This is a genomic window from Emticicia fluvialis, assembly GCF_024793945.1.
Taxonomy (GTDB): domain Bacteria; phylum Bacteroidota; class Bacteroidia; order Cytophagales; family Spirosomataceae; genus Emticicia; species Emticicia fluvialis.
In genome coordinates this window covers 76091-96632 of record NZ_JANUSD010000008.1, presented here as the reverse complement: position 1 = coordinate 96632, position 20542 = coordinate 76091, and the positions used below count along the sequence as shown (strand labels likewise).

General features: G+C 41.2%; 20 protein-coding genes and 1 tRNA gene. 9 read left to right on the top strand and 12 right to left on the bottom strand.

Annotation, left to right across the window (positions count from 1 at the left end; translation table 11 throughout):
- The first annotated feature begins 7 nt into the window (after positions 1-7).
- From NZ848_RS10945 to NZ848_RS10935, 3 genes are all read left to right on the top strand, one after another.
- A complete protein-coding gene (locus NZ848_RS10945; RefSeq protein ID WP_259015517.1) occupies positions 8-820 on the top strand; it encodes an N-6 DNA methylase in 813 nt (270 codons plus the stop codon).
- A 42-nt stretch (positions 821-862) separates the two neighbouring features.
- Entirely contained in the window at positions 863-1756 is an 894-nt protein-coding gene (locus tag NZ848_RS10940; RefSeq protein ID WP_259015516.1) for an ArdC family protein, read from the top strand.
- Positions 1757-1859: 103 nt separating this feature from the next.
- Positions 1860-2405: a hypothetical protein gene (locus tag NZ848_RS10935; RefSeq protein WP_259015515.1), complete on the top strand. Its 546-nt coding sequence runs from the start codon at positions 1860-1862 to the stop codon at positions 2403-2405.
- 34 nt (positions 2406-2439) lie between these two features.
- Here NZ848_RS10935 and NZ848_RS10930 read toward each other — a convergent pair whose 3' ends face one another.
- The 5 genes from NZ848_RS10930 to NZ848_RS10910 all read right to left on the bottom strand — a co-directional run bounded on the left by NZ848_RS10930 (position 2440) and on the right by NZ848_RS10910 (position 8801).
- Positions 2440-2823 (bottom strand): hypothetical protein, encoded by a 384-nt coding sequence (locus NZ848_RS10930; protein ID WP_259015514.1) that lies wholly within the window; start codon positions 2821-2823, stop codon positions 2440-2442.
- On the bottom strand, positions 2807-5560 hold the full coding sequence (gene mobF, locus NZ848_RS10925) for a MobF family relaxase (protein ID WP_259015513.1): 2754 nt from the start codon (positions 5558-5560) through the stop codon (positions 2807-2809). Before mobF ends, NZ848_RS10930 begins: the two co-directional genes overlap by 17 nt.
- Before the next feature lie 169 nt (positions 5561-5729).
- Complete coding sequence (locus tag NZ848_RS10920; RefSeq protein WP_259015512.1) at positions 5730-6584, bottom strand: hypothetical protein; 855 nt, start codon at positions 6582-6584, stop codon at positions 5730-5732.
- 25 nt (positions 6585-6609) lie between these two features.
- Complete coding sequence (locus NZ848_RS10915; protein WP_259015511.1) at positions 6610-8100, bottom strand: type IV secretory system conjugative DNA transfer family protein; 1491 nt, start codon at positions 8098-8100, stop codon at positions 6610-6612.
- Between the two features lie 101 nt (positions 8101-8201).
- On the bottom strand, positions 8202-8801 hold the full coding sequence (locus tag NZ848_RS10910; protein WP_259015510.1) for a hypothetical protein: 600 nt from the start codon (positions 8799-8801) through the stop codon (positions 8202-8204).
- Positions 8802-8879: 78 nt separating this feature from the next.
- On the opposite strand from NZ848_RS10910, the gene NZ848_RS10905 reads away from it, so the two are divergent.
- The gene (locus NZ848_RS10905; protein ID WP_259015509.1) at positions 8880-9605 is read left to right on the top strand and encodes a hypothetical protein; all 726 of its coding nucleotides are present in this window, start codon (positions 8880-8882) and stop codon (positions 9603-9605) included.
- A 1-nt stretch (position 9606) separates the two neighbouring features.
- Here the strand turns inward: NZ848_RS10905 and NZ848_RS10900 are convergent, their stop codons facing one another.
- The 4 genes from NZ848_RS10900 to NZ848_RS10885 form a co-directional block, all read right to left on the bottom strand.
- Positions 9607-9876: a hypothetical protein gene (locus NZ848_RS10900; RefSeq protein WP_259015508.1), complete on the bottom strand. Its 270-nt coding sequence runs from the start codon at positions 9874-9876 to the stop codon at positions 9607-9609.
- 2 nt (positions 9877-9878) lie between these two features.
- Positions 9879-10148, bottom strand: coding sequence for a helix-turn-helix domain-containing protein (locus NZ848_RS10895; protein WP_259015507.1), 270 nt, complete (start codon positions 10146-10148; stop codon positions 9879-9881).
- 285 nt (positions 10149-10433) lie between these two features.
- A complete protein-coding gene (locus NZ848_RS10890; protein WP_259015506.1) occupies positions 10434-10709 on the bottom strand; it encodes a helix-turn-helix domain-containing protein in 276 nt (91 codons plus the stop codon).
- 160 nt (positions 10710-10869) lie between these two features.
- Positions 10870-10942, bottom strand: a tRNA-Met gene (locus tag NZ848_RS10885).
- A gap of 85 nt (positions 10943-11027) precedes the next feature.
- Here NZ848_RS10885 and era point away from each other — a divergent pair.
- The 3 genes from era to der all read left to right on the top strand — a co-directional run bounded on the left by era (position 11028) and on the right by der (position 14370).
- Complete coding sequence (gene era, locus NZ848_RS10880; protein WP_101728151.1) at positions 11028-11930, top strand: GTPase Era; 903 nt, start codon at positions 11028-11030, stop codon at positions 11928-11930.
- A gap of 30 nt (positions 11931-11960) precedes the next feature.
- Entirely contained in the window at positions 11961-12860 is a 900-nt protein-coding gene (locus tag NZ848_RS10875; protein WP_259015505.1) for a DMT family transporter, read from the top strand.
- A gap of 199 nt (positions 12861-13059) precedes the next feature.
- Positions 13060-14370 carry a ribosome biogenesis GTPase Der gene (gene der / locus NZ848_RS10870; RefSeq protein ID WP_253532446.1) on the top strand — a complete coding sequence of 437 codons (1311 nt, stop codon included), beginning with the start codon at positions 13060-13062 and terminating at the stop codon, positions 14368-14370.
- A 64-nt stretch (positions 14371-14434) separates the two neighbouring features.
- Here der and ettA read toward each other — a convergent pair whose 3' ends face one another.
- Entirely contained in the window at positions 14435-16099 is a 1665-nt protein-coding gene (gene ettA, locus NZ848_RS10865) for an energy-dependent translational throttle protein EttA (RefSeq protein ID WP_259015504.1), read from the bottom strand.
- Between the two features lie 198 nt (positions 16100-16297).
- Between ettA and NZ848_RS10860 the strand changes: the two genes are divergently transcribed.
- A complete protein-coding gene (locus tag NZ848_RS10860) occupies positions 16298-17572 on the top strand; it encodes a DUF349 domain-containing protein (protein WP_253532442.1) in 1275 nt (424 codons plus the stop codon).
- A 155-nt stretch (positions 17573-17727) separates the two neighbouring features.
- On the opposite strand, the gene NZ848_RS10855 is transcribed toward NZ848_RS10860, so the two are convergent.
- Both NZ848_RS10855 and NZ848_RS10850 read right to left on the bottom strand, forming a co-directional pair.
- On the bottom strand, positions 17728-18117 hold the full coding sequence (locus NZ848_RS10855) for a hypothetical protein (protein ID WP_253532434.1): 390 nt from the start codon (positions 18115-18117) through the stop codon (positions 17728-17730).
- Between the two features lie 117 nt (positions 18118-18234).
- Positions 18235-18609: a hypothetical protein gene (locus tag NZ848_RS10850; RefSeq protein ID WP_253532432.1), complete on the bottom strand. Its 375-nt coding sequence runs from the start codon at positions 18607-18609 to the stop codon at positions 18235-18237.
- 987 nt (positions 18610-19596) lie between these two features.
- On the opposite strand from NZ848_RS10850, the gene NZ848_RS10845 reads away from it, so the two are divergent.
- Positions 19597-20385 carry a 3-keto-disaccharide hydrolase gene (locus NZ848_RS10845; protein WP_253532430.1) on the top strand — a complete coding sequence of 263 codons (789 nt, stop codon included), beginning with the start codon at positions 19597-19599 and terminating at the stop codon, positions 20383-20385.
- Positions 20386-20542: the final 157 nt, after the last annotated feature.

Below are 20542 nucleotides of genomic sequence, written 5' to 3'. Positions count from 1 at the left end.
TCCCTATATGAAAGGAATCCCCATGCAAGACATGGTCAAACTTATCCGCCAGCTTTCCTATCGCCACCGTACACACAAGGTATTTTCAGATTTTGTCGAAATGTCCGCCATTGCATTAAGCAATGCAACGGATAAAGCCCATTTTGAACCCAGAGAAGACCGTTATCTAGAAATCGTGAAAAATTATAATCAAGAAGAACTCAACGAATTTTCTAATCTTTTGGGTTTGCTTGTCAATCATCTGGAAGAAAGACCGCAAGACATTCTTGGTGATGTTTTCCATGCGCTTGAACTGCACAACGAACTAAAAGGCCAATTCTTTACACCTTTTCCAATCGGTCGGATGATGTCCAAAATGACCATTGGTAAACGACATCAGGACATTATCAATCAATTTGACTTTATCAATGTATCAGAACCAGCTTGTGGCACTGGTGCCATGATTATTGCCATTGCTGAGGAATTGAAAGAACAGGGTTTTAATTATCAGCAATCCATGCATGTAACAGCCGTTGACCTGGATATTACCTGTGTCCATGCCGCATTTGTTCAATTCTCTTTGCTTCATATTCCGGCGGTTGTAGTACATGGCAATACTATAACCCTCGAAGAATTTAGCCATTGGTACACACCAGCCCATCAATTAGGCTTCTGGAATACAAAGCTGTCCCAAAAAAGTAAAGCTCTCAACCTCCAGAAAATCGTTTCCAGTGCTGATATAGGAAATGCACAACAATCAGATAAATCTGTGAATGATTCCACTCATTTAAACACAGATGAGAACATTGCCCCGATTGCGTTGCAACTCAAACTTTTTTAAACCCTCACACTTTCAAACCATCTAGCATTCAGGAGTTTATACATGCAACAGGCTGATGATATCTATTCCCGCATTACTAATAAAATCATTACTGACCTTGAAAAGGGAGAATTGACGTGGCGCAAGCCCTGGAATGCAGATTATTTATCCCAAAACGTCCAGCGACCTTTGCGCTCAAATGGTATCCCTTACACAGGCATCAACACCATTGCCCTTTGGGCTTATGGTGCAGAGAAAGGGTATCATTTACCGCATTGGATGACATTTAACCAAGCTATCACTTTTAAAGCATCTGTCCGTAAAGGCGAAAAAGGTTCACAGGTCATTTATGCAGACAAATTTTTGAAAGAGGAAGAGAACGTAGACGGTGAAAAGGAAATCGTGCCGATTCCTTTTTTAAAGACTTACACCGTCTTTAATGCCTGCCAGATTGAAGGTTTGCCCGCGCATTTCTATGAAACTGCTTTGCAAATTACAGATGATGCACCACAGCGCATTGAAAAGCTGGAAACATTCTTTGCACAAACCAAAGCGGATATCCGTGCCGGAAACAAGGCAGCCTATTATTCAATAGATGATTATGTGACGATGCCGCCCATTGAGAGTTTTCAAGCAGCAAAAGACTATTATTCCGTACTGGCACATGAAATGACCCATTGGACAAAACACCCGACACGCTTGAACCGTGATTTTGGCCGTAAACAATGGGGGGATGAAGGATACGCCAAAGAAGAATTGGTCGCTGAAATCGGGGCATGCTTTCTGGCCGCTGATTTAGGTTTTGAACCCATGCCGGAGGAAAACCATGCTGCTTATATTCAGAATTGGCTTAAGGCATTACAGGATGACAAACGCCTGATTTTTTCCGCAGCATCCCACGCACAGAAAGCTATTGAGTTTCTCCACGGCTTTCAGACATACGCATTGACAAAATAATGGCAGATTGAAGTTTATCAGATGATTTCAATTATTTGTATCATAGAAATATCTGCTTTGTTTGTCGTTTATGTTGCTGTCAGCATGGCCCAAACGCATTGATATGCTAACCCCTCTTTTTTTACTGCGTAAAAAAAGCTCGCAAGCGACTCCCGAAAATAAATGGATGCCTTCGCTGCGCTACGGATCAATTTTTTTTCGTCCGGGGAGGCATATCCCCGCTTTTTGGGCCTTATATGCTGCCATCATCAACACAAACAAAGGAGATTTGATGATGACAAACCAAACTGAAACCACTGCCAAAAAACTTCCTACGCATGATGTCTTTGCACATATCTTTACTCAAGGTTATTCCGAACCCAGAAAGCACAAAATCAGCTCTGGATGGGAGAACAAAGATGGAAAAGGTATCAACTTTCGCATCAATGGAACTATGTATGTAATTCGTGAGAATAAGGCTCAGCCTGATGAAGAGTATCCCAATCGGCCAACACATAGCGTTCATATCATCAGTTCAGGAAGAAACCCTAATGAATCCCAATGGTTTCAGGTAGGCCCTGGTTGGCTTCAGGAAAATTCAAATGACATTGTAAGCATTATCAATGGTAATTACTTCACAATACGCAAGCGTGAACCTTATATTCAATAATCTTCAAGCCCGGCAGATTAACCCCTGTCGGGCTTTACTTCTTTTCTTCAATCTCAATTCGGGTTACTACACATGCTTTTTGTTTTGCATACCGCTCATCTTCTTCTCTGATAATTCTAGGTAACTGGTCAAAAAATTGCCAATATAAGGTTGCCAGTCCGTAGCCGTATAACTTGATTTTTTCAGATGACAGTTCAATGGTAATGACATTCTTTTCGTTCTCCATAGCAAACTTAAAGCCAGAGACATAGGCATACGGAATTCCGAGCATTCTGCCGTCTTTCCAGATTAGAGCAAAGGTTCGGATTGAACCTTTGCTCTGGTACTGTTCATCGTCATCGCCTTGCGGCTCTGTCTCTGATTGTGCCGGATTGTTTTCTTTCATCTGACCGATGCGCAGCTTAAAGTCCTGGTTCATAAGTTTTATCTTTATCCGGTGTTTGTTTCTTTACCTGTTTTATGGTGGTCTTCTGTATATCCTTTGGCATGTCCTTATTCATTTTATCCCGGATTTGCTGCTGGATTATAGTATTGCCTTTATTCCTATTTCCTACCAATTCAATGGCTGATTGACGGTCGCCAATCCTGGAGGCATGTTCCATCAATTCTTTTTTATCGTCTGTATATATTCTGACACGTTCCCGACCTCTGCTGACTGATACATAGAACTGCTTAGAACTGGTGGCCGGGAATGTAGATGCCGGTTGCGCAATCAGCACTTCATCTACTGTTTTGCCCTGTGATGCATGGGAGGTAATGCAATAGGCATGGGTCAGGTGTCCATAGTCCTTATCTAATTCATATTCCGCATTGCTGATGACATTTCTTAATTGTACTTTGCCGTTTTTACTGACCCTTATCACTTCCATCATTTGCCCGTTGTTAAGCCTGTTTTTCTGTTCGTCAAAACCATTCTTTGTTATTTTCACAACATCATTTTTGGATAGCAGGATTTTGTTTTTTTCGTAAACCTCAAAATCCCTGCTTTTATCCAAGGGCAACAGAACACTTGTGCTTTCTTCATTTTGTATTTCAACACCTTTTGCTGAACTGTTTTTGATTGTCCATTGACTGCCTCTTTTTATACTGGGTCGGTTCTGGTTGAATTGTATCACGTGTCCTTCATGCAGATTGCGCCAGTCGGCTTTCTGCGCTTCTGTCAGGTTCAGGTTTTGCAGGCGTGAGACTTCCAGCTCCTTTTTGCCTAGCATGCCTGCGGCTCTCATTTTCTTTCGGATGGCTTCGGTCGTTTCATCACTTTGTTTGTGCGTTGGTGAAATCACCAATACCGACTTTTTATTCTTGACGGTTTCTATATAATCATTCGCCAACCCTTCGTAGGGTTTCATCCTATCTATTTCTTTGATGGCACCCATTTCATGCAGCTTTTCAAAGGCACTTTGCACATCACCCACCGATAAATCCTCAACTGCCTCTTTGTATCTGGCATTTTGTTGCCGATAAACCTGGCTGATTTCTGCGGTCTTGATACCGCCTACGGTATTTAATATCCGCAAGGCATCCCCCCGATCCACACTTGCGTGTTGCCGGGTATCGCCTACCAGTATCAGCCGTGCGTTCTGATAGGTCGCCAATTCCAGCAGGCTTGTCATGTTCCGGGTTCCTAACATGCCTGCTTCTTCGACAATCAAGACCTGGCCTAACAGGTTGGCTTGCATCTCTTTGTCTTGCTGCAATTTGGCAATGGTGTCTGCCTGTGTAAAGCCCTCCTGCCGGAGCATCCCACGGGATGCATCCGCCGATGGGGCAACGATGGTGACGGTCTTACCGGCCTTTTCAATCAGAGGCACCAGTTCCTGCAAGGTGGTGGTTTTCCCTGTGCCGGCTTTGCCGGTCACAATCGAAACCCGGTCGGTGGTACTTAATACATGTTCGATGGCGTTTCTCTGCTCACCTTTCAGTTTGATTTCTGGCAATTGGCTATACAAAGGCCGGAGTTTCCCCTGTCCCTGTCTTGCCAGCCTGACCATCCTTTCTTCCTCTGCCAGCACCTCTTTTGTGGTGGTCATTAATCTGCCTTTTTCCTGTACATATATCAGACGGGCATCCTGTTCAAAATTTTGAGTGATGGTGTCCAGCGTTACTTCAGTATGGCCTGTCGCGTAGCGATAGGCTGATGCGAGCAGCCTCCTGTCCTGAAGGACGGAGGCCCGTTCAAAGCCATGCTTCAGGGCATAATCCACACAGATTTCGGGGGTCAGTATTTGCTCGTCTTTTTGCTTCGCAAAACGGACGACCGAGTTTTCAGTCCGGCCCTCTCGGGCGGACTGTTCGTGAATTTGCCTGACCCATTCCACATTCAAGTCATCCATTGAATGAACTTTCTGCTTGGCGCTGCGCGTTCTCGCGCCAAGTTCGTCCAGTTCTTTGGCGCTAGTGATTCCTTTTTCTCTGGCCGCGCGGCCGATTTCATCGGTGCGCTTGGAGAACAGTTCAATCACATGTCTCGGAACACCTTTGACCTCGAACGAGTTCTTGGTCAGGCGTACTTCGTAGCCCAGCTTAATCAGTTCATCGGCCAGCCGTTTATGGAAACGGGCCTGATAATAAGGCATATCCCGCTTGATGTCGCGGAACTGACCAGCCTTGATGCGGTCTTCTTCTGCATCCCATGTCGCATTGAATACGAAACAATGGGCATGCAGATGTGGGTCCGGCATTGACCCGTCCACGGGTCTTGCCGTCTGATGGGTGAAATCGACCCACAGCAGCTCACCTGTTGACCTGTCGTAATCCTGGCCTTTGGTACGCACCCTTGTCTTGCTGTCGCGCTCCATGTCCTGCATGGTCGCCCTGACGCTTTTTTCAAAAGCGGTCAGGATATGACCATCCTTGGACAGGACGTGCAGGATGGAGACGGACTTCGGACAATGGAAGTTGATGTCATATCCGACCGTCCGGTCGTCTTTTGTTCGGGGGGTTAAGGGCTGGCCGGTTACGGGGTGGTTGTTGTCGCATAGCTTATCGAACAGGTCTTTGGTGACCTGTCCGGTAATCCCCATACGTTCTGCCAAACGGCCATGTATGACCCCTTGTAACTCTTGGTCAGTTACATAGTAATCCGACCTTGAGAGTTCATCTTTGAAGTAGGCTTTGGCATGCGCAGCAGACGTGCTTTGTATCATCCGTATCATGAGCCATTGAATTTATAGCTTGCCGGATTGGTTAATTAGATAATCGGTCGGTTCGTTAAATCTGGTATAATGAATGGCCTGAATTATCTGCCCTGGGGCTGTGCTGTGTTTTCTGTATGGAGCAGTTCAAGTTTAGTATCAGACATCTTCCCTAAGCACAGCTTAGGTGTTATTTTGCCACCGCAATTTCATCGTCTGTGAACTCATCTGCCAGCTCTCGGCGTAGGTCAGGGTCGGCTGGTTTGCGACCATAATATCTTACCCCTTTTGCATTGTTGATACCCAATTCGACAAAGGCTTCCTCTTTTTCTTCATTGAAAAGCTTGTTATCAATCACATTCATAATGAATGTATCTCCTAGTCTGTATAACAAGCGATAATGCAATCCATATGCCAAACTACAGAAAATCAAAACAAGGCCGATTGGTTGAAGCAATAGGACCAGAGCCAAACCCAGCAGGAAAAAGAACCCTGGTTCCAGTTTGGTTTCAATCTCTCGTAAATCCGGTTCTTTATTTTTTCCACTCCACCTAATAAAAAACGGGTGAATATCACCTGAATAAACACTAGTGCGGGCCATATCAAAAACAGAAGGAAGACGTTTGATTTCAAGTCTTCTTTGGCGACCCGCAATTAACAACCAGATGCTAACAATAAACCATGAGGCCATTTGGAGAATGCTAAACTTCCAAAAAGTTATCACAAAATCACCAAATTCTTTGAGAGGAGCCGGTGCGAAAATAGCTTGCCATTGACCCGGGCCTAATTGCCAAGGTAATATACCTAGGTCAATCGCAAAATACATGATGCCGCCGGTAATACTAAACATCTTGTACCCAAAAAATATAAGTATTAAAAAATTGATTATTACAATAAACCTTTCGTAACGCCGGACACCCATATTCCTTCTTATGAAAGTTTCCAGAAATGAGGTGGGTAATAAAAGTAGTAGTATAGTTGCAGTAACTAATAGATTTTGGCCGCCGGGTTGCAAAACACCTTTGAAATATAAATTCTGTTTCATAAACGGGAAGATTTAAGTTTGAAAATTAAGGTTTATAGTTCTGATCAAAACTCATCTTGATGTGGTTTTTCCCTTTGAAAATACTGTCTCCCTGTTGATGGAAATAGCCATCAACCTGTGCATTGTTTTTTTTCCCGCCTGTTCTGAGTTTACTAAAATCCTCGGGTCTGACAGCCCTTTCAAGTTTGATTGATTTCCCACGGCTTTGGGTAAATTCCTGTGTGATGGTAACATTGGAAGTTTCATCAACTACATAGATATCTCCAATCAGTTCAGAGGCATACCGGTTGGTTTCTAAATCAGCATTGGCGTGGAATATCTTGGTTCCTAATGTTCCCAGAAAACTTTTGACGCGGTATTCAGCCTTTTCACCGCTCATACAGGCATGGTAATTGGGTAGATTCTGAGAGATATATACGGTAGAAATCCGGCTGCTCCGGGCAGTTGCCTGATAATCGGCATCATGCTCATGTAGAAAATTTTGGGCTTCGTCTGCCCATAAAAATAAGGGTCGGTTATTCTCTTTGATAGACCGTTTTTCCATTGTTCTTTGCCAGATGTACTTAAATAAAATCTGACAATCGCGCCCAACCTTGTTATAGATTTTCACAGGAAGATTGATAAGAATAATCTTTCCATTCAGGCAATCTTCTGGGCTTATATTTGATTCATGCCGACAGAATAAAGAATAGACTGGTTCACGCAGCAGACGAAAAAGAAAACCTGAAAAGGTAAAGTCGATGATGGAACGGGTCTTATCTGGCATATCAATATAATTATCTTTGAAAAACTGCCTGACAGAATTATAAACCCTTACCTCTGGAAACTGGTTTTCAACTTCAAATTCCAAAGAACCTTCTTCATCTATTCTGTCTCTTTCCTCCTGCGATAGTTTTATATACCAGTTATCTACTTTTTCATTGACTATGTTGAGGGCTTTTTTAAAAGCTGTATTATAAGCATTGGTTGCTATCGAATCGTCTTCCTCCTTTGTTTTGGGGATTGACTGCACAATGTCATAGAGAACCTTGATGGAAATATTGCCGTAGGCTAATAAGCAAAGGTCAATTGTATTGAATAACAGCATGTCCAATGCTGTCTCCCAAAAGCCATCATTGCTTTTCCCGTTTCTTTCTTCGCTTGCTTTGATAACAGTTTTAAGGACCTCTACTACATTTTCGGTGATGGCATTTCTGGATTGTTCGGCTTCATATTGCAAAAAATTGAAGTGATATTGTCCATTAGGTTCAATAACCAGCAGATCCTTTTCACGGTTTGTAATCTTGCAGTATTCCTCCCATACTTCCTTTTCGTCCGGCTTGACAGTCAAAACCAATCCACCAAATCCGGCATTCAGGAATTTCAAAGCCAGCATCCGACCGGAACCGGAAGTCTTGCCCGAGCCTATACCGCCGAAAATCTGAACACCTTCAACAGCGTTGCGAATAGTCCAGTAGCCGGTTGATGCATTCGTGGAGATTTCAATAAGTGGATTATCTAAATCGAATTCACTCATCACGTAAGAAATTTTTAGTCACATAAAATGGATGAGACTAAAATACGATTTATCATTTGGTACTGAAAATGCTTTTCAGGAAATTTATTATTCGGCTGCTACTAAATAGGATTCATCGCCAACAACGGTGCTTGAATGGCCATATCTTCACCATATGTAAGCATTAATTCCCTGTATTGAATACTGGTCATTACTTTATAGTCTATTGGCAATAATTCTTTAGACGAAAGATTGACATTTTCTTTTGAAAGCTGATGGGTCAACCAGATAACCGCTGCCATTGAATATTCCAGGGGTGGTTCATAACCCAGAAATTGATTTATTCTTTCATGCGCTCTGTGAACATAGGTCATGTAGTTTTTGCAGTACAGCTTATATATTTCAGGTGCATCAAACAATCTTTGTTCAGGGCTTACATCTTTATTACGGATATGTTTGATTAATCTATCAGCCTGTTCATAGAAGTCAGCCTGGCCTAGTGACCCAAAGCGATACTGATTATACAGGATACGCAAGTCAGGTTCCTGTGCAATTGTTACAGCCGGTCTGGGTAGATAACCTAATCTTTTTTCAATCAACTCTTTAATCTTGCCATCCAGTTCAGGATATACTTTTTCTTTTAATACTAATTCGTCCCATGAAACGGAATCTTCAAATCCGTTCCCGATATCTATTTCTAGGCTGGTAAGTGTCTCTTCCAAAATCCCCATTATTTGCTCCGAGAAATAAGAACACTTTTATTATATTAGCATATTCATTTAATGTCAAATCTTTTCTGTATGAATAAGCCTGATAAATCTGCTAGTGAACCTTCTTTTCCTCCACCATTTGAAGTTTTCAATGAGGAATTGGACCCGCATATTGCCAATCTTCAAAATGCTTATCAGGAGTTGGAACATAATAAAAATAAGTGGGAGAAAGTCATAAAGAATTTGGAACAGATCACTATCTTCCATACCAGCTATAAAAATCTGGAGTCATTAGAGAGAGGCCTAATGCAAAATATAAAAGATTTGGAAGGCCAAGTTGAAAAATTGGAGGCAAGGACAATTGGATACATGGAGGGAATTTTAAAGGAGAATGATGTTGAACCTGAACAGGCAAAACAGGTAATGACCATTCTAGACGAGAAGATTCACCCGGAAAAATATGAGAACAAAAGCCCGGAGGAAGAAAAGGAGATTGGTAGAAAAAATAGCATTACTATAGAAAACCCTTATCAGGATAAGGAGCCAAATGAGGCAAGAGAAATAAGGGATAACATTAAAGAGAATATTCCTGTAGATACTGATTATTATTTTTATTTGCTTGAGAAAAATAAAATAAAGCTGGGACAGAATAAAGTGAAAGAGGAAAAACAAATGAATGATGAGAAACTTAATCCTAAAACTCCCAATCCTGGATACCTCAATTATCAGATAAATGTTCAGAAGCCCGTTTATAAGACACCAGACGATAAGAATATCGACAAACGAAAAGATGATAAAACACAGGAAATGGAATAACTCAAAATTCCTTTTCCATTCCCTTGTCTTTATCTTTTGACGGATATGGGTTCTTATCTGGTGCAGAGTCTTCTTTAAGGTAGTCTGGCAGTTTCGTTTTTAGCTGGTCTTTGAGATATTGTTCACGGCCATTCTGGATGCCTATTAAATATGAACTTACTGCATCAATCTTAGAAAGCTTCTCTGCAAGTCCTGGTTCAAATTTGGCTATGATATAACCATCATTGAAACCCTGTACTAATTTTGGGTCAGTTGTATTGTTTTGGTCCATAACTAAAAAGTGTTTCTGGTGTTTCTTTCAAGATAAGTGTCTATTGAATCTGTATCGTATAGAATGACTTTTTTCTGTGGCTGACTGAAACGGATTTTTCCTTCATCACGCAATTTCTGCAAAGTTGTTTTTGATTTGATATTCAACATTTGCATGGCAACTTTATCAGACACCCATTTATCCTTTTTGGGATATTGCTTTTCTTGCAGCCTGGCAAAAACTTTTTCTATTAATTCATAAAAGGCTGATTCTTCGAGACAGATAACCTGCATAGTTGAACTGATTTAATGTAATAATTTACTGAGCATTAATACACAATCATACTCCTTTTCACCAACTAATAGACTATCACGTTTTCTAAATAATATGTTTCACAGGTTATCTATTTCTAATCAGGTATTGTGTTTTAATTTAGCGTAAAAAACCGCTTTTATACCAATTAAATTATTAGAGAGAAAATAGAGTCGGAAGAATCCCATGAAAAGTAATTGCGGAAAGCAGCGGATAACCATCATTGCAACCCTGTACTATTTCTGGGTCAATATATTCATTGTTATTCATTTTCTAAATGGGTTTTTGGCGTTCCTTTCAAGATAGATATCAATAGAATCTGTATCATAAAGTATTATTCTAGGCTGGGGTTGGGAAAATCGTATCCTGCCTTCATCCCTAAGTTTCTGAAGAGTGCTTTTGGATTTGATATTTAACCTCCTCATTGCCACTTCGTCAGTAACCCATTTATCATTTTTAATATCGTTTTTTTCCTTTAGTCTTTGAACTACCTGGTCAACAAGTTCGTAAAAAGCACTATCTTCAAGACAAATTACCTGCATATAAAATGATTTTTGGACTGCTAATGTAGTAAAAATACAAGCAAAAAAACACAAAAATCCCCAAAAATAAGAATGAAGAAAACAGCAAATTGTTGTACCTATGTTGTACCAACAAAAAAAGGCAGCTACATTTTTACATGTAACTGCCTGATAATCAGAGTAGCGGGAACAGGACTCGAACCTGTGACCTTTGGGTTATGAGCCCAACGAGCTACCAACTGCTCCATCCCGCGATGTTGTTCCTAAATCGGACTGCAAAGGTACAGCTTTATTCGAAATAAAAAAACTATCTTTGCAAAAAAACAAATATTTTTTCTTGTGGACATCATTTCTCCGAATCATAAAGCCGGGTTTATCAGTATTGTCGGTAAGCCCAATGTGGGTAAATCTACCCTGATGAATATTCTGGTGGGCGAACGCCTCTCAATTATTACCTCTAAGGCGCAAACTACCCGCCACCGCATTATGGGTATTGTTAACGGTGTGCATCATGGCACCGACTTTCAGCTAGTGTATTCTGATACCCCCGGTATCATCAAACCCGTATATGAGCTTCATAAATCGATGATGCACTTTGTGCATGGCTCTTTAGATGATGCCGACGTGATTTTGTTTGTAACCGATATTTTCGAAAAACACGATGAGAACGATGTGCTAGAGAAACTTCAGCGCATAGAATCTCCTATTCTGCTAATCATCAACAAAATAGATTTGGCAAAACCAGAGCAGATAGAAGAAAAAATAGCCTATTGGAAAGAAAACTTCAAAGCTACTGATGTAATTGCCATTTCGGCGCTGGAACAACAGAATGTAGAAGGCCTGCTTGATAAAATCATTGATTTTCTGCCTAATCACCCGCCCTATTTCCCGAAAGATGAGTTGACAGATAAGCCGGAGCGATTCTTTGCGGCAGAAATTATTCGTGAGAAAATCTTTACCAATTATACCAAAGAGATTCCTTACAGCTGCGAGGTTGTAATAACGAGCTTCAAGGAAAAAGAAGATATGATTGTGGTAAGTGCCGAGATTTATGTTGAACGTACCACGCAACGGGCCATTCTGCTTGGCCACAAGGGCGAGCGAATAAAAAAAGTCGGAGTAGAGGCCAGACAGGAAATGGAAAAATTTTTCGGCAAAAAGATTTTTCTGGAACAGTACATAAAAGTTGAACCTGACTGGAGAAACAAGCGCAATAAATTAGAAAAATTTGGTTACGAATAATTCAGGCAGAAGTTTTAAACCCGGCTACCAATGTTATACCTTATCTTAAGTATTGTTTTTTCGGTCTTGTTGCTGATTAATTTCCGGATTTACCCGAAATACCAAATCAGCACTTTTCAGGCTATTGCTTTCAATTATCCGGTCTGTTTTTTAACAGGACTGGCTTTGATGCCCGAAGGGCAGCACTTCGAACTGAATTTTACTGAGGACTGGCCTATTTATGCCTTGTTGCTGGGTGTGGGGTTTATTATCACTTTTATTCTGTCTGGTGTTTCTACCCAAAAAATGGGTATTACGGTAACCTCACTGGCCAATAATATTTCGTTGGTTATTCCGGTTCTTTTCAGCCTTTTTGTGTTAAAAAATACTGGTCGCGCCTTCGACTGGCTCAATTATCTGGGCCTGGCTCTGGCTGTTGTGGCCGTAGGGTTAAGTACCTATAAACCCAACAAGGAAAAGATTTCAGGCAAAGGGCTGGATTTCCTGCTGCCCATTGCTGTGTTTTTGCTATATGGCGTTACCAATACGGCTATCAATTACCTGAACATGCAATACATCACCTCTACCGACCGCACCGTACCCGTTACGCTTGTAATGGTGCTGGGGGCAGTAATAGCCGGGGCGGTATCGTTACTGATTCAGGTTGTCAGAGGCAAAGAAAAACTAGCCGGTAAAAACCTGCTTGCCAGTATTACATTGGGGGTACCCAATTTTTTATCGTTCTATTTCCTGATACTTACACTCTCGGCCTATGGTAACAGTGGTGCATTTGTTTACCCCATTTACAACATTGGCGTAATACTGGTTTCGGCCACGGTTGCCTGGTTGTTTTTTAAAGAAAAGCTGACGGATCTCAACAAAGCAGGGCTTATGCTTGCCATTGTGGCCATAGCTTTGATTTCCTGGCAGGATATTCGGGGAATTTTTTAGGTATACGTGAACCCAAAGCCATAGTACTATGTTGATACTCAACAGAATTCCCTCTGTTTTCCCTATCTTTGTTCCCCCAATTATGGCAAATACCCAAAGAGACTCACAGACCTCTCTCTTTAAAGGTGTTTGAAATTTTGTTTTTTTTAGTTCAGAGGTCTTCATTTATAATTTATACCCGCTTAAGGGTTAGGGGTTTATGGCAAATATTGTTGCAATTGTAGGCCGGCCGAACGTCGGTAAATCTACACTTTTTAATCGTTTAATTGAGAGCCGTGTGGCTATCACAGATAATATGCCGGGTGTTACCCGCGACCGCCACTATGGACATGCCGTATGGACAGAGAAGTATTTCACAGTAATTGATACCGGCGGATACGTGGTGGGCTCGGAAGATACTTTTGAAGAAGCCATCCGTGATCAGGTAGAAATTGCTATTGAGGAATCGAGTGTTATTTTGTTTGTGGTAGACACCATGACCGGATTAACCGATTTGGATAAAGATTTTGCCAACGTTCTGCGTCGCTCAAAGAAACCTGTTTTTGTGGTGGCCAACAAAGCCGAAACTTTTGAGCGCCAGCAAACGGCATCAGAGTTCTATGAGATGGGCTTAAGTAACGAAATCTTTGCTATTTCGGCAGTAGACGGAGGCGGAACCGGTGATTTGCTGGATGCCGTGGTAAAAGAATTTGAAGACGATGGTATTGAAAACCCGAACGAAGGTATACCGAGAATTGCAATTCTGGGTCGGCCGAACGTGGGTAAGTCATCTTTTCTGAATGCCCTTACCGGTAAAGACCGCAGCATTGTAACCGATATTGCCGGTACTACCCGCGATGCCATTGATACCCACTACAAACTTTATGGCAAAGATTTTATTCTGACCGATACAGCCGGTATCCGTAAAAAAGCGAAAGTACACGAAAACATTGAGTTTTATTCGGTTTTGCGTTCTATTAAAGCCCTTGAGGACTCTGACGTATGTATTATTCTGCTTGATGCCAGCAAAGGAATTGAGGCGCAGGACATCAGCATTATAGCCAACGCGCATAATTCTAAAAAGGGTATTGTGCTGATGATTAATAAATGGGATCTGGTAGAAAAAGACTCAAAAACTGCCGATACCATGAAAAAGGAGATGCTTGAACGCATTGCGCCCATGAATTACATGCCCGTGATATTTGCCTCGGTTATAGAAAAACAACGTATTTTTCAGGTAATTGAAAAGGCCATGGAGGTTTTTGAAAACAAAACCAAAAAAATTACCACTTCAAAATTGAATGAGGTAATGCTGCCAATTATAGAGAACACGCCACCGCCGATGTTGAAAGGGAAGCAAATCAAGATTAAGTATTGTATTCAGTTGCCAACGCCGTCGCCTACGTTTGTGTTTTTCTGTAATCTGCCGCAGTACATCAAGGATGCCTACGAGCGATTCTTACAAAACAAGATACGCGAGCACTTCGGTTTTGATGGTGTACCAATCACGGTTTTTTTCAGACAGAAATAACAAACATCTATAAAAATGAAGAGGCCCCGTCTGATGACAGGGCTTCTTCGTTTTTAAACTAACTCTATTGCAATTTTTTATATTTAATACGCTTAGGTGTTACATCAGTACCCAGGCGTTTCTTTCTGTTTTCTTCGTATTCAGAGAAGTTGCCTTCAAACCAATACACCTGCGAATCTCCCTCAAACGCCAGAATATGCGTAGCAATTCTGTCAAGGAACCAGCGGTCGTGGGAGATAACCACCGCACAACCAGCAAAGTTTTCAAGACCTTCTTCCAAAGCACGTAGGGTATTTACGTCCAGGTCGTTGGTGGGCTCATCCAGTAACAACAAGTTTCCGCCTTCTTTCAGCATCATGGCTAAATGCACGCGGTTTCTTTCACCGCCAGATAGATTGCCTATTTTCTTTTCCTGGTCTGCACCCTGAAAGTTAAAACGGCTCACATAGCCACGGGCATTTACCTGTTTGTTACCCAGAATTACCCAGTCGTTACCACCTGATATCATCTCATAAACAGACTTACTGCCCTCCAACTGGTTATGTTCCTGGTCTACATAAGATAGTTTCACGGTATCACCTACCTCAAAGCTGCCCTCAAGTGGCTGCAGCTGCCCGGTTATAAGTTTAAACAAAGTGGTTTTACCCGCACCATTGGGCCCGATAATACCTACGATACCGTTTTGCGGCAGGCTAAAATTCAGGTCTTCATACAACAGCCTGTCGCCAAAGCCCATTTTTACACCTTTGGCTTCAATTACCTTGTTGCCCAGACGCGGCCCCGGCGGTATAAACAGCTCCAGTTTATCTTCTCTTTCTTTGCTATCTTCATTCACCATGCGGTCGTAGGCTGCCAAACGGGCTTTCGATTTAGCCTGACGAGCCTTGGGCGCCATGCGCACCCATTCCAACTCACGTTGCAGGGTTTTCTGGCGTTTAGATTCCGACTTCTCTTCTTTCTCAAGTCTGTTCTGTTTTTGCTCCAACCATGAAGAGTAGTTGCCTTTCCACGGAATACCCTCTCCCCTGTCCAGTTCAAGAATCCATCCGGCCACATTATCAAGAAAATACCTGTCGTGGGTAACGGCAATTACCGTTCCTTTGTACTGACGCAGGTGTTCTTCCAACCATAATACCGACTCGGCATCCAGGTGGTTGGTAGGCTCATCGAGCAGCAACACATCAGGTTGTTTCAGCAAGAGGCGGCAAAGTGCCACACGGCGCTTCTCCCCTCCAGACAATGTCTCAATCCTGGCATCTTCCGGCGGGCAACGCAGGGCATCCATTGCGCGCTCCAGGCGGGTGTCCAGTTCCCAGGCATCCAGTTGGTCCAGCTTCTCCTGCACCACGCCTTGTCTTTCAAGAAGTTTATCAAAGTCGGCATCGGGTTCACCAAAGGCATTGTTAATATCATCAAACTCTTTCAGCAAATCCACAATTTCCTGTACGCCCTCTTCCACTACTTCTCTCACGGTTTTGTTCGTGTCCAGTTGTGGTTCTTGTTCTAAAAGACCTACTGTATAGCCGGGCGAAAAAACCACATCGCCATTGATGTTCTTATCTAAGCCGGCAATTACTTTTAGCAAGGTAGATTTACCCGAGCCGTTGAGCCCAAGTACGCCGATTTTGGCTCCATAAAAAAAAGACAGGTAGATATTTTTGAGAATCTGGCGATTGGGAGGTATGATTTTACTCACCCGCTCCATAGAAAAAATTATTTGCTCACTCATCTTTAAACGTGGTTTCTAAGAAAGATTAGTTGTTTTAAGTTAAATTTTTTGAATAATAAAGGGAAAATCTGTTTTTTTTCTCCAAATAATAAAATTTTGTTTCAAATATCGTCATTCAAGTTTGCATTATACAAAAAAACTGCGAATTTTACCTTTTCAAACCACAACCCTTGACTCACAAGCCATGTGATTTTAATTATGGACGGCGCAACATTAGAAAACGAATACGCTTACATCAAAGACGGTAAGGTATTCTTAAAGGGCTATTTAGATATGCCCGACCGACAAATTGGCGAAGTAAAACGCACAGAAGAAGAAGCTTTCCAGTATTTCATTAACCGTTACCAGATTGCGGTAAATAAGGTTAATCAACTTGAAACAGAAATCGTTGAAGCCCAGAATAAGGGCTCCTTCTTAACGAAACTCACGCAACTTCGCAAGCGACTGCTGAACTTCGACGGTATCGGCGATTTCATTCCATTGCTCAACAAGTTAGATGAGCAAGAGGATTATCTTCGTGGGCTTATTGTTGGCAACCAGGCAAACAACCTTACTATTAAGCAAGCGTTGATAGCCGAAGCCAAAGAAGCCAAAGAAGATGTTGACTGGGGTATTGTAGCTGAAAAGCTGCAGGACATTAAAACCCGCTGGATTAGAACGGGCCCTGTTGACAAACCTTATCAGGATGATATTGAAACCGAATTCCGCGAAGTACTGGATGAGTTCTATCAGCGTAGAAAAGCCTTCTACGAAGAGCAGAACAGAATCATTGCCGAGCGGATGGAAAAATATAACGAGCTGGTTAAAGGCGCCGAGCAGTTGTTCCGCATGGGTAACTGGGAGTTGTCTTTTGCTGAATTGAAAAGATTGCAGAATGAATGGAAAAACGTGGGGGATGTACCTCCGAAACGTTTGAAGTTTGAATTCCGCCGATTCAAGAAACTTACCACCACGTATTATGAAAAATACTGCGCGGCTAAGGGTATTCAGATTAAAACCCGTGTTGACCCTCGCGTAGAGGCACAACAAAAAATGATGGAGGAAGCCGAAAGACTTGCAGAAGCGAAGGATATTTTTGCATCAACAGAAAGAGCAAAAGTATTGTTGAACGACTGGAAAAACATCAAGGTTCCTTCTCATCTGGCTGTTCGGAACGTGGCAGAGCGCTTCAGAGCTGCCTGCGACAAGATTTTTGAATTGAGCTACCTGATGAAGGTTATCACCAGAAAATTGCCGAACTATAATTATCTGAGCGAAAGACAACAGGTACTGACCAAGTATCGTGAAATGGAAACGATTGTTACCCGTGCCAGAGGTGAGTTGAAACAGCTCATTGAAAGCTATGACGGTGTGGCACGTAACCCTGACATGGACAAAATCATGACTTCGAACATTCAGACACAGCGACGCAAGTTGTTGATGAAAGAAGTGATTCTTGAAGAATTGAGACGTGCCGCTCAGAATGTGCAATAAGGTATAAAACCGTAACATAACAGAAAGCCCTGCTTGCGTGCCAAGCAGGGCTTTTGTTTTAAGAAACACCTATGCCTAAACGTAAATAAAAAACAGCGTTGCGGAAAATGACCACAACGCTGTCTGATTACCCTAAACTAAATACTAATGATCTATTATTTTACTTCTACAGTTCTGTAATCAGTTGGTTTCGGAGAGTTCGTTTGCACGCTTACTTCTTTCACCACGGTTTCTTTACCATTTGTAATTTCAAAACGGTAAGCGCCGTCTTCCAGGCCTTCCAGATTAAATTTCTTGGCAAACTGAGTTGCTTTTCTGTTTACCACCTCAACATAGATGGTTTCATTTTTAGCATTTTTTACACGAATCTCCACCCAGTTACCTTGCTCTTTGGCAATCATAACATTGATTTTCATGGAGTTCATCACACGATACATACCCACATCAAAAGTTTTGCCTTCAGGCAATTCAGTAGCAAATACTGATGAGATAGTGAACAAACCAGCTACAAGAGCTAAAGCGAAATTTTTTACAGACTTTTTCATAATTGTAATTTTTTAAAATTTAAATGTTAGCTTTTTCAATTTAATAGATGCACTTAAAAAACTTTTGTGTCAGCATTTAAGTTAATCGGCAAAATAACCTGATGAGCGGTTAAATGCTTAATAGCTTAAAGAACCGGTACCTTTTAATATTTCTTTGGTAATAATACGGTCGCCGTTTTTCAACTCAACATAATATTTACCAGGTTTCATGTTACTCATATCGAAACACAATTTGTATGCGGTAACTTTTTTACCGAGTACTTCTTCGTGTAGCAGGCTTCCGTCAGCATCCATTAATTTGATAGTGGCCGAAACCCCTTTATCTTTAGTAAGATTCATGTTCAGTTTCATTGAATTAGTATAACCGGCTTCGTACATCCCTACGTTAAGGTTACTACTTTTATATTCAATTTTTTTATCATCAGCATTGGCGTTGAATGCGATTGATGTTGCTAATAAAGCGATGGCGATGGTTGATGTTAACGTTTTCATAATTTTATTTTTTAAGATTTTATTTAATAATTTTTGATGATTTAAAATTAGTCGGGCTTTAGTTGTCAGTTTGGCTTTTGTGATGAATACCTGATTTTTTGTTCTCAATCTTCATTTTATTATGCCTCTGTTTTTTTGCCTCAACCGGTACTTGTTTTTCTTTGTTGATTCAAAGTTATGTGTTTTACTTGGTACTATGCTATACAAACTACTTGAATGGTTATTTTAAAAGGATAAACGGTTAGTAGATTTGATAGTCTTAATTGTCATTGAAATCAGAATTTTATTTTGTCAATTTTTAATTATTTTACTCATTCGCAACAAAAACAAAATTTTATTCTGCAAAAAGTTAAATATTGTTAAAATCTCTAATTTTTACTTTTACTGCTCTTTTGTTTTTATTGCTGCTTTGACGATTCAAATCTAGAGTGTCTTTTTCAATTAGTTAACTCCAAATTTATGAGCGGTCAAAGCTAATTCATGAACGGTTAAAGATTTATGTGTCATTGGCTTGATTCACTGGTTTCACAAAATTTTATTCTATCTGTATATACTTTACTTTAAAAAAAAGGTTACAAACAAAATAATATTCCGGCAAAATCGTTTTCGAGCCCTTTCCTTCATCCGTTCGTTATATATATATGACAAACTCGTGCCAAAAAAAATTAAAATTCTTTAAAAAACACATAAAAGACTTATAGTCAACAACTTAAATACATTTTTGCGTGCCAAAAAAAAACAACAGCTACAAAAATTTGTCCGTTATCGTACGTTTATATTCCGTTTCCGTACACTCTACACTTTATTCGCGGGGATTTTTCATCCATAATTATTAGCCAAAAGCGCGTGCAGAGGCTATTTGAAAGAGAAATAAAGAATAAATTTTATAATTTTTTTGAAGCATTCTTTTTAAAAAACTTGTAGCTTGCAAAGAAATCTATGCCTGCTACAGGCAGATACAGTAACATTCAACCTTATATATTCAAGATGAAAAAAATACAGATTCTAGCTGCTTCTTTTGCCATTGCACTTTTAGCCAGTTGTAACACCTACGCTCAGAACGGATACCCGTCTAACCCTCCGGAAGTTTCGCCTATGCCCATGAAACCTGAAATGACAGAAATCTGGAATCCTGAGGTAGTAGTGGTTACACCAGGTAAGACCAATGCCGATGCTCCGTCTGATGCCATTGTGCTTTTTGACGGCAAAGACTTGTCGCAATGGGTAAGCGCTAAAGACGGCAGCCCTGCAAAATGGAAAATCGTAAACGGCATATTAGAGGTAGTTCCAAGATCGGGCGACATTAAAACCAAATTGAAATTTGGCGACTGCCAACTGCATATTGAATGGAGCGCCCCGGATGAAGTAGCAAGCGCAGGCCAGGGCCGTGGTAACAGCGGGGTTTTCTTCCAGGACCGTTATGAGCTACAGGTATTAGACTCTTACCAGAATCGCACTTATCGTAACGGTCAGGCGGGTAGTATATATAAAGACGCAGCTCCATTAGTAAACGCCATGCGTGGACCATTAGAGTGGAACACCTATGATGTAATCTATACCGCACCTCGTTTTAAACCAGATGGCCGCCTGGATTACCCAGCCCGCATTACAGTATTGCATAACGGTGTGCTGATTCAGAACAATACAACCATTCTGGGTCTGACCAACTACATCGGCCTGCACTTGTATCCTGAGGCGCATGGTGATGACGTAATTCACCTGCAAGACCACGGTAACAAAACACAGTTCAGAAACATCTGGATAAGAAAGCTGTAATATTAACAGCTTACATATAAAGTTAAACACAAATGCCGCCTCCACAAAAGAGCGGCATTTATGTTTGATACCAACTAATGCCACTAGAAATATTAAATTGTTTTAATCTGCTATTAAGCATAAACCAAACCCCTGCACCTGTTGTTGATATACAGGC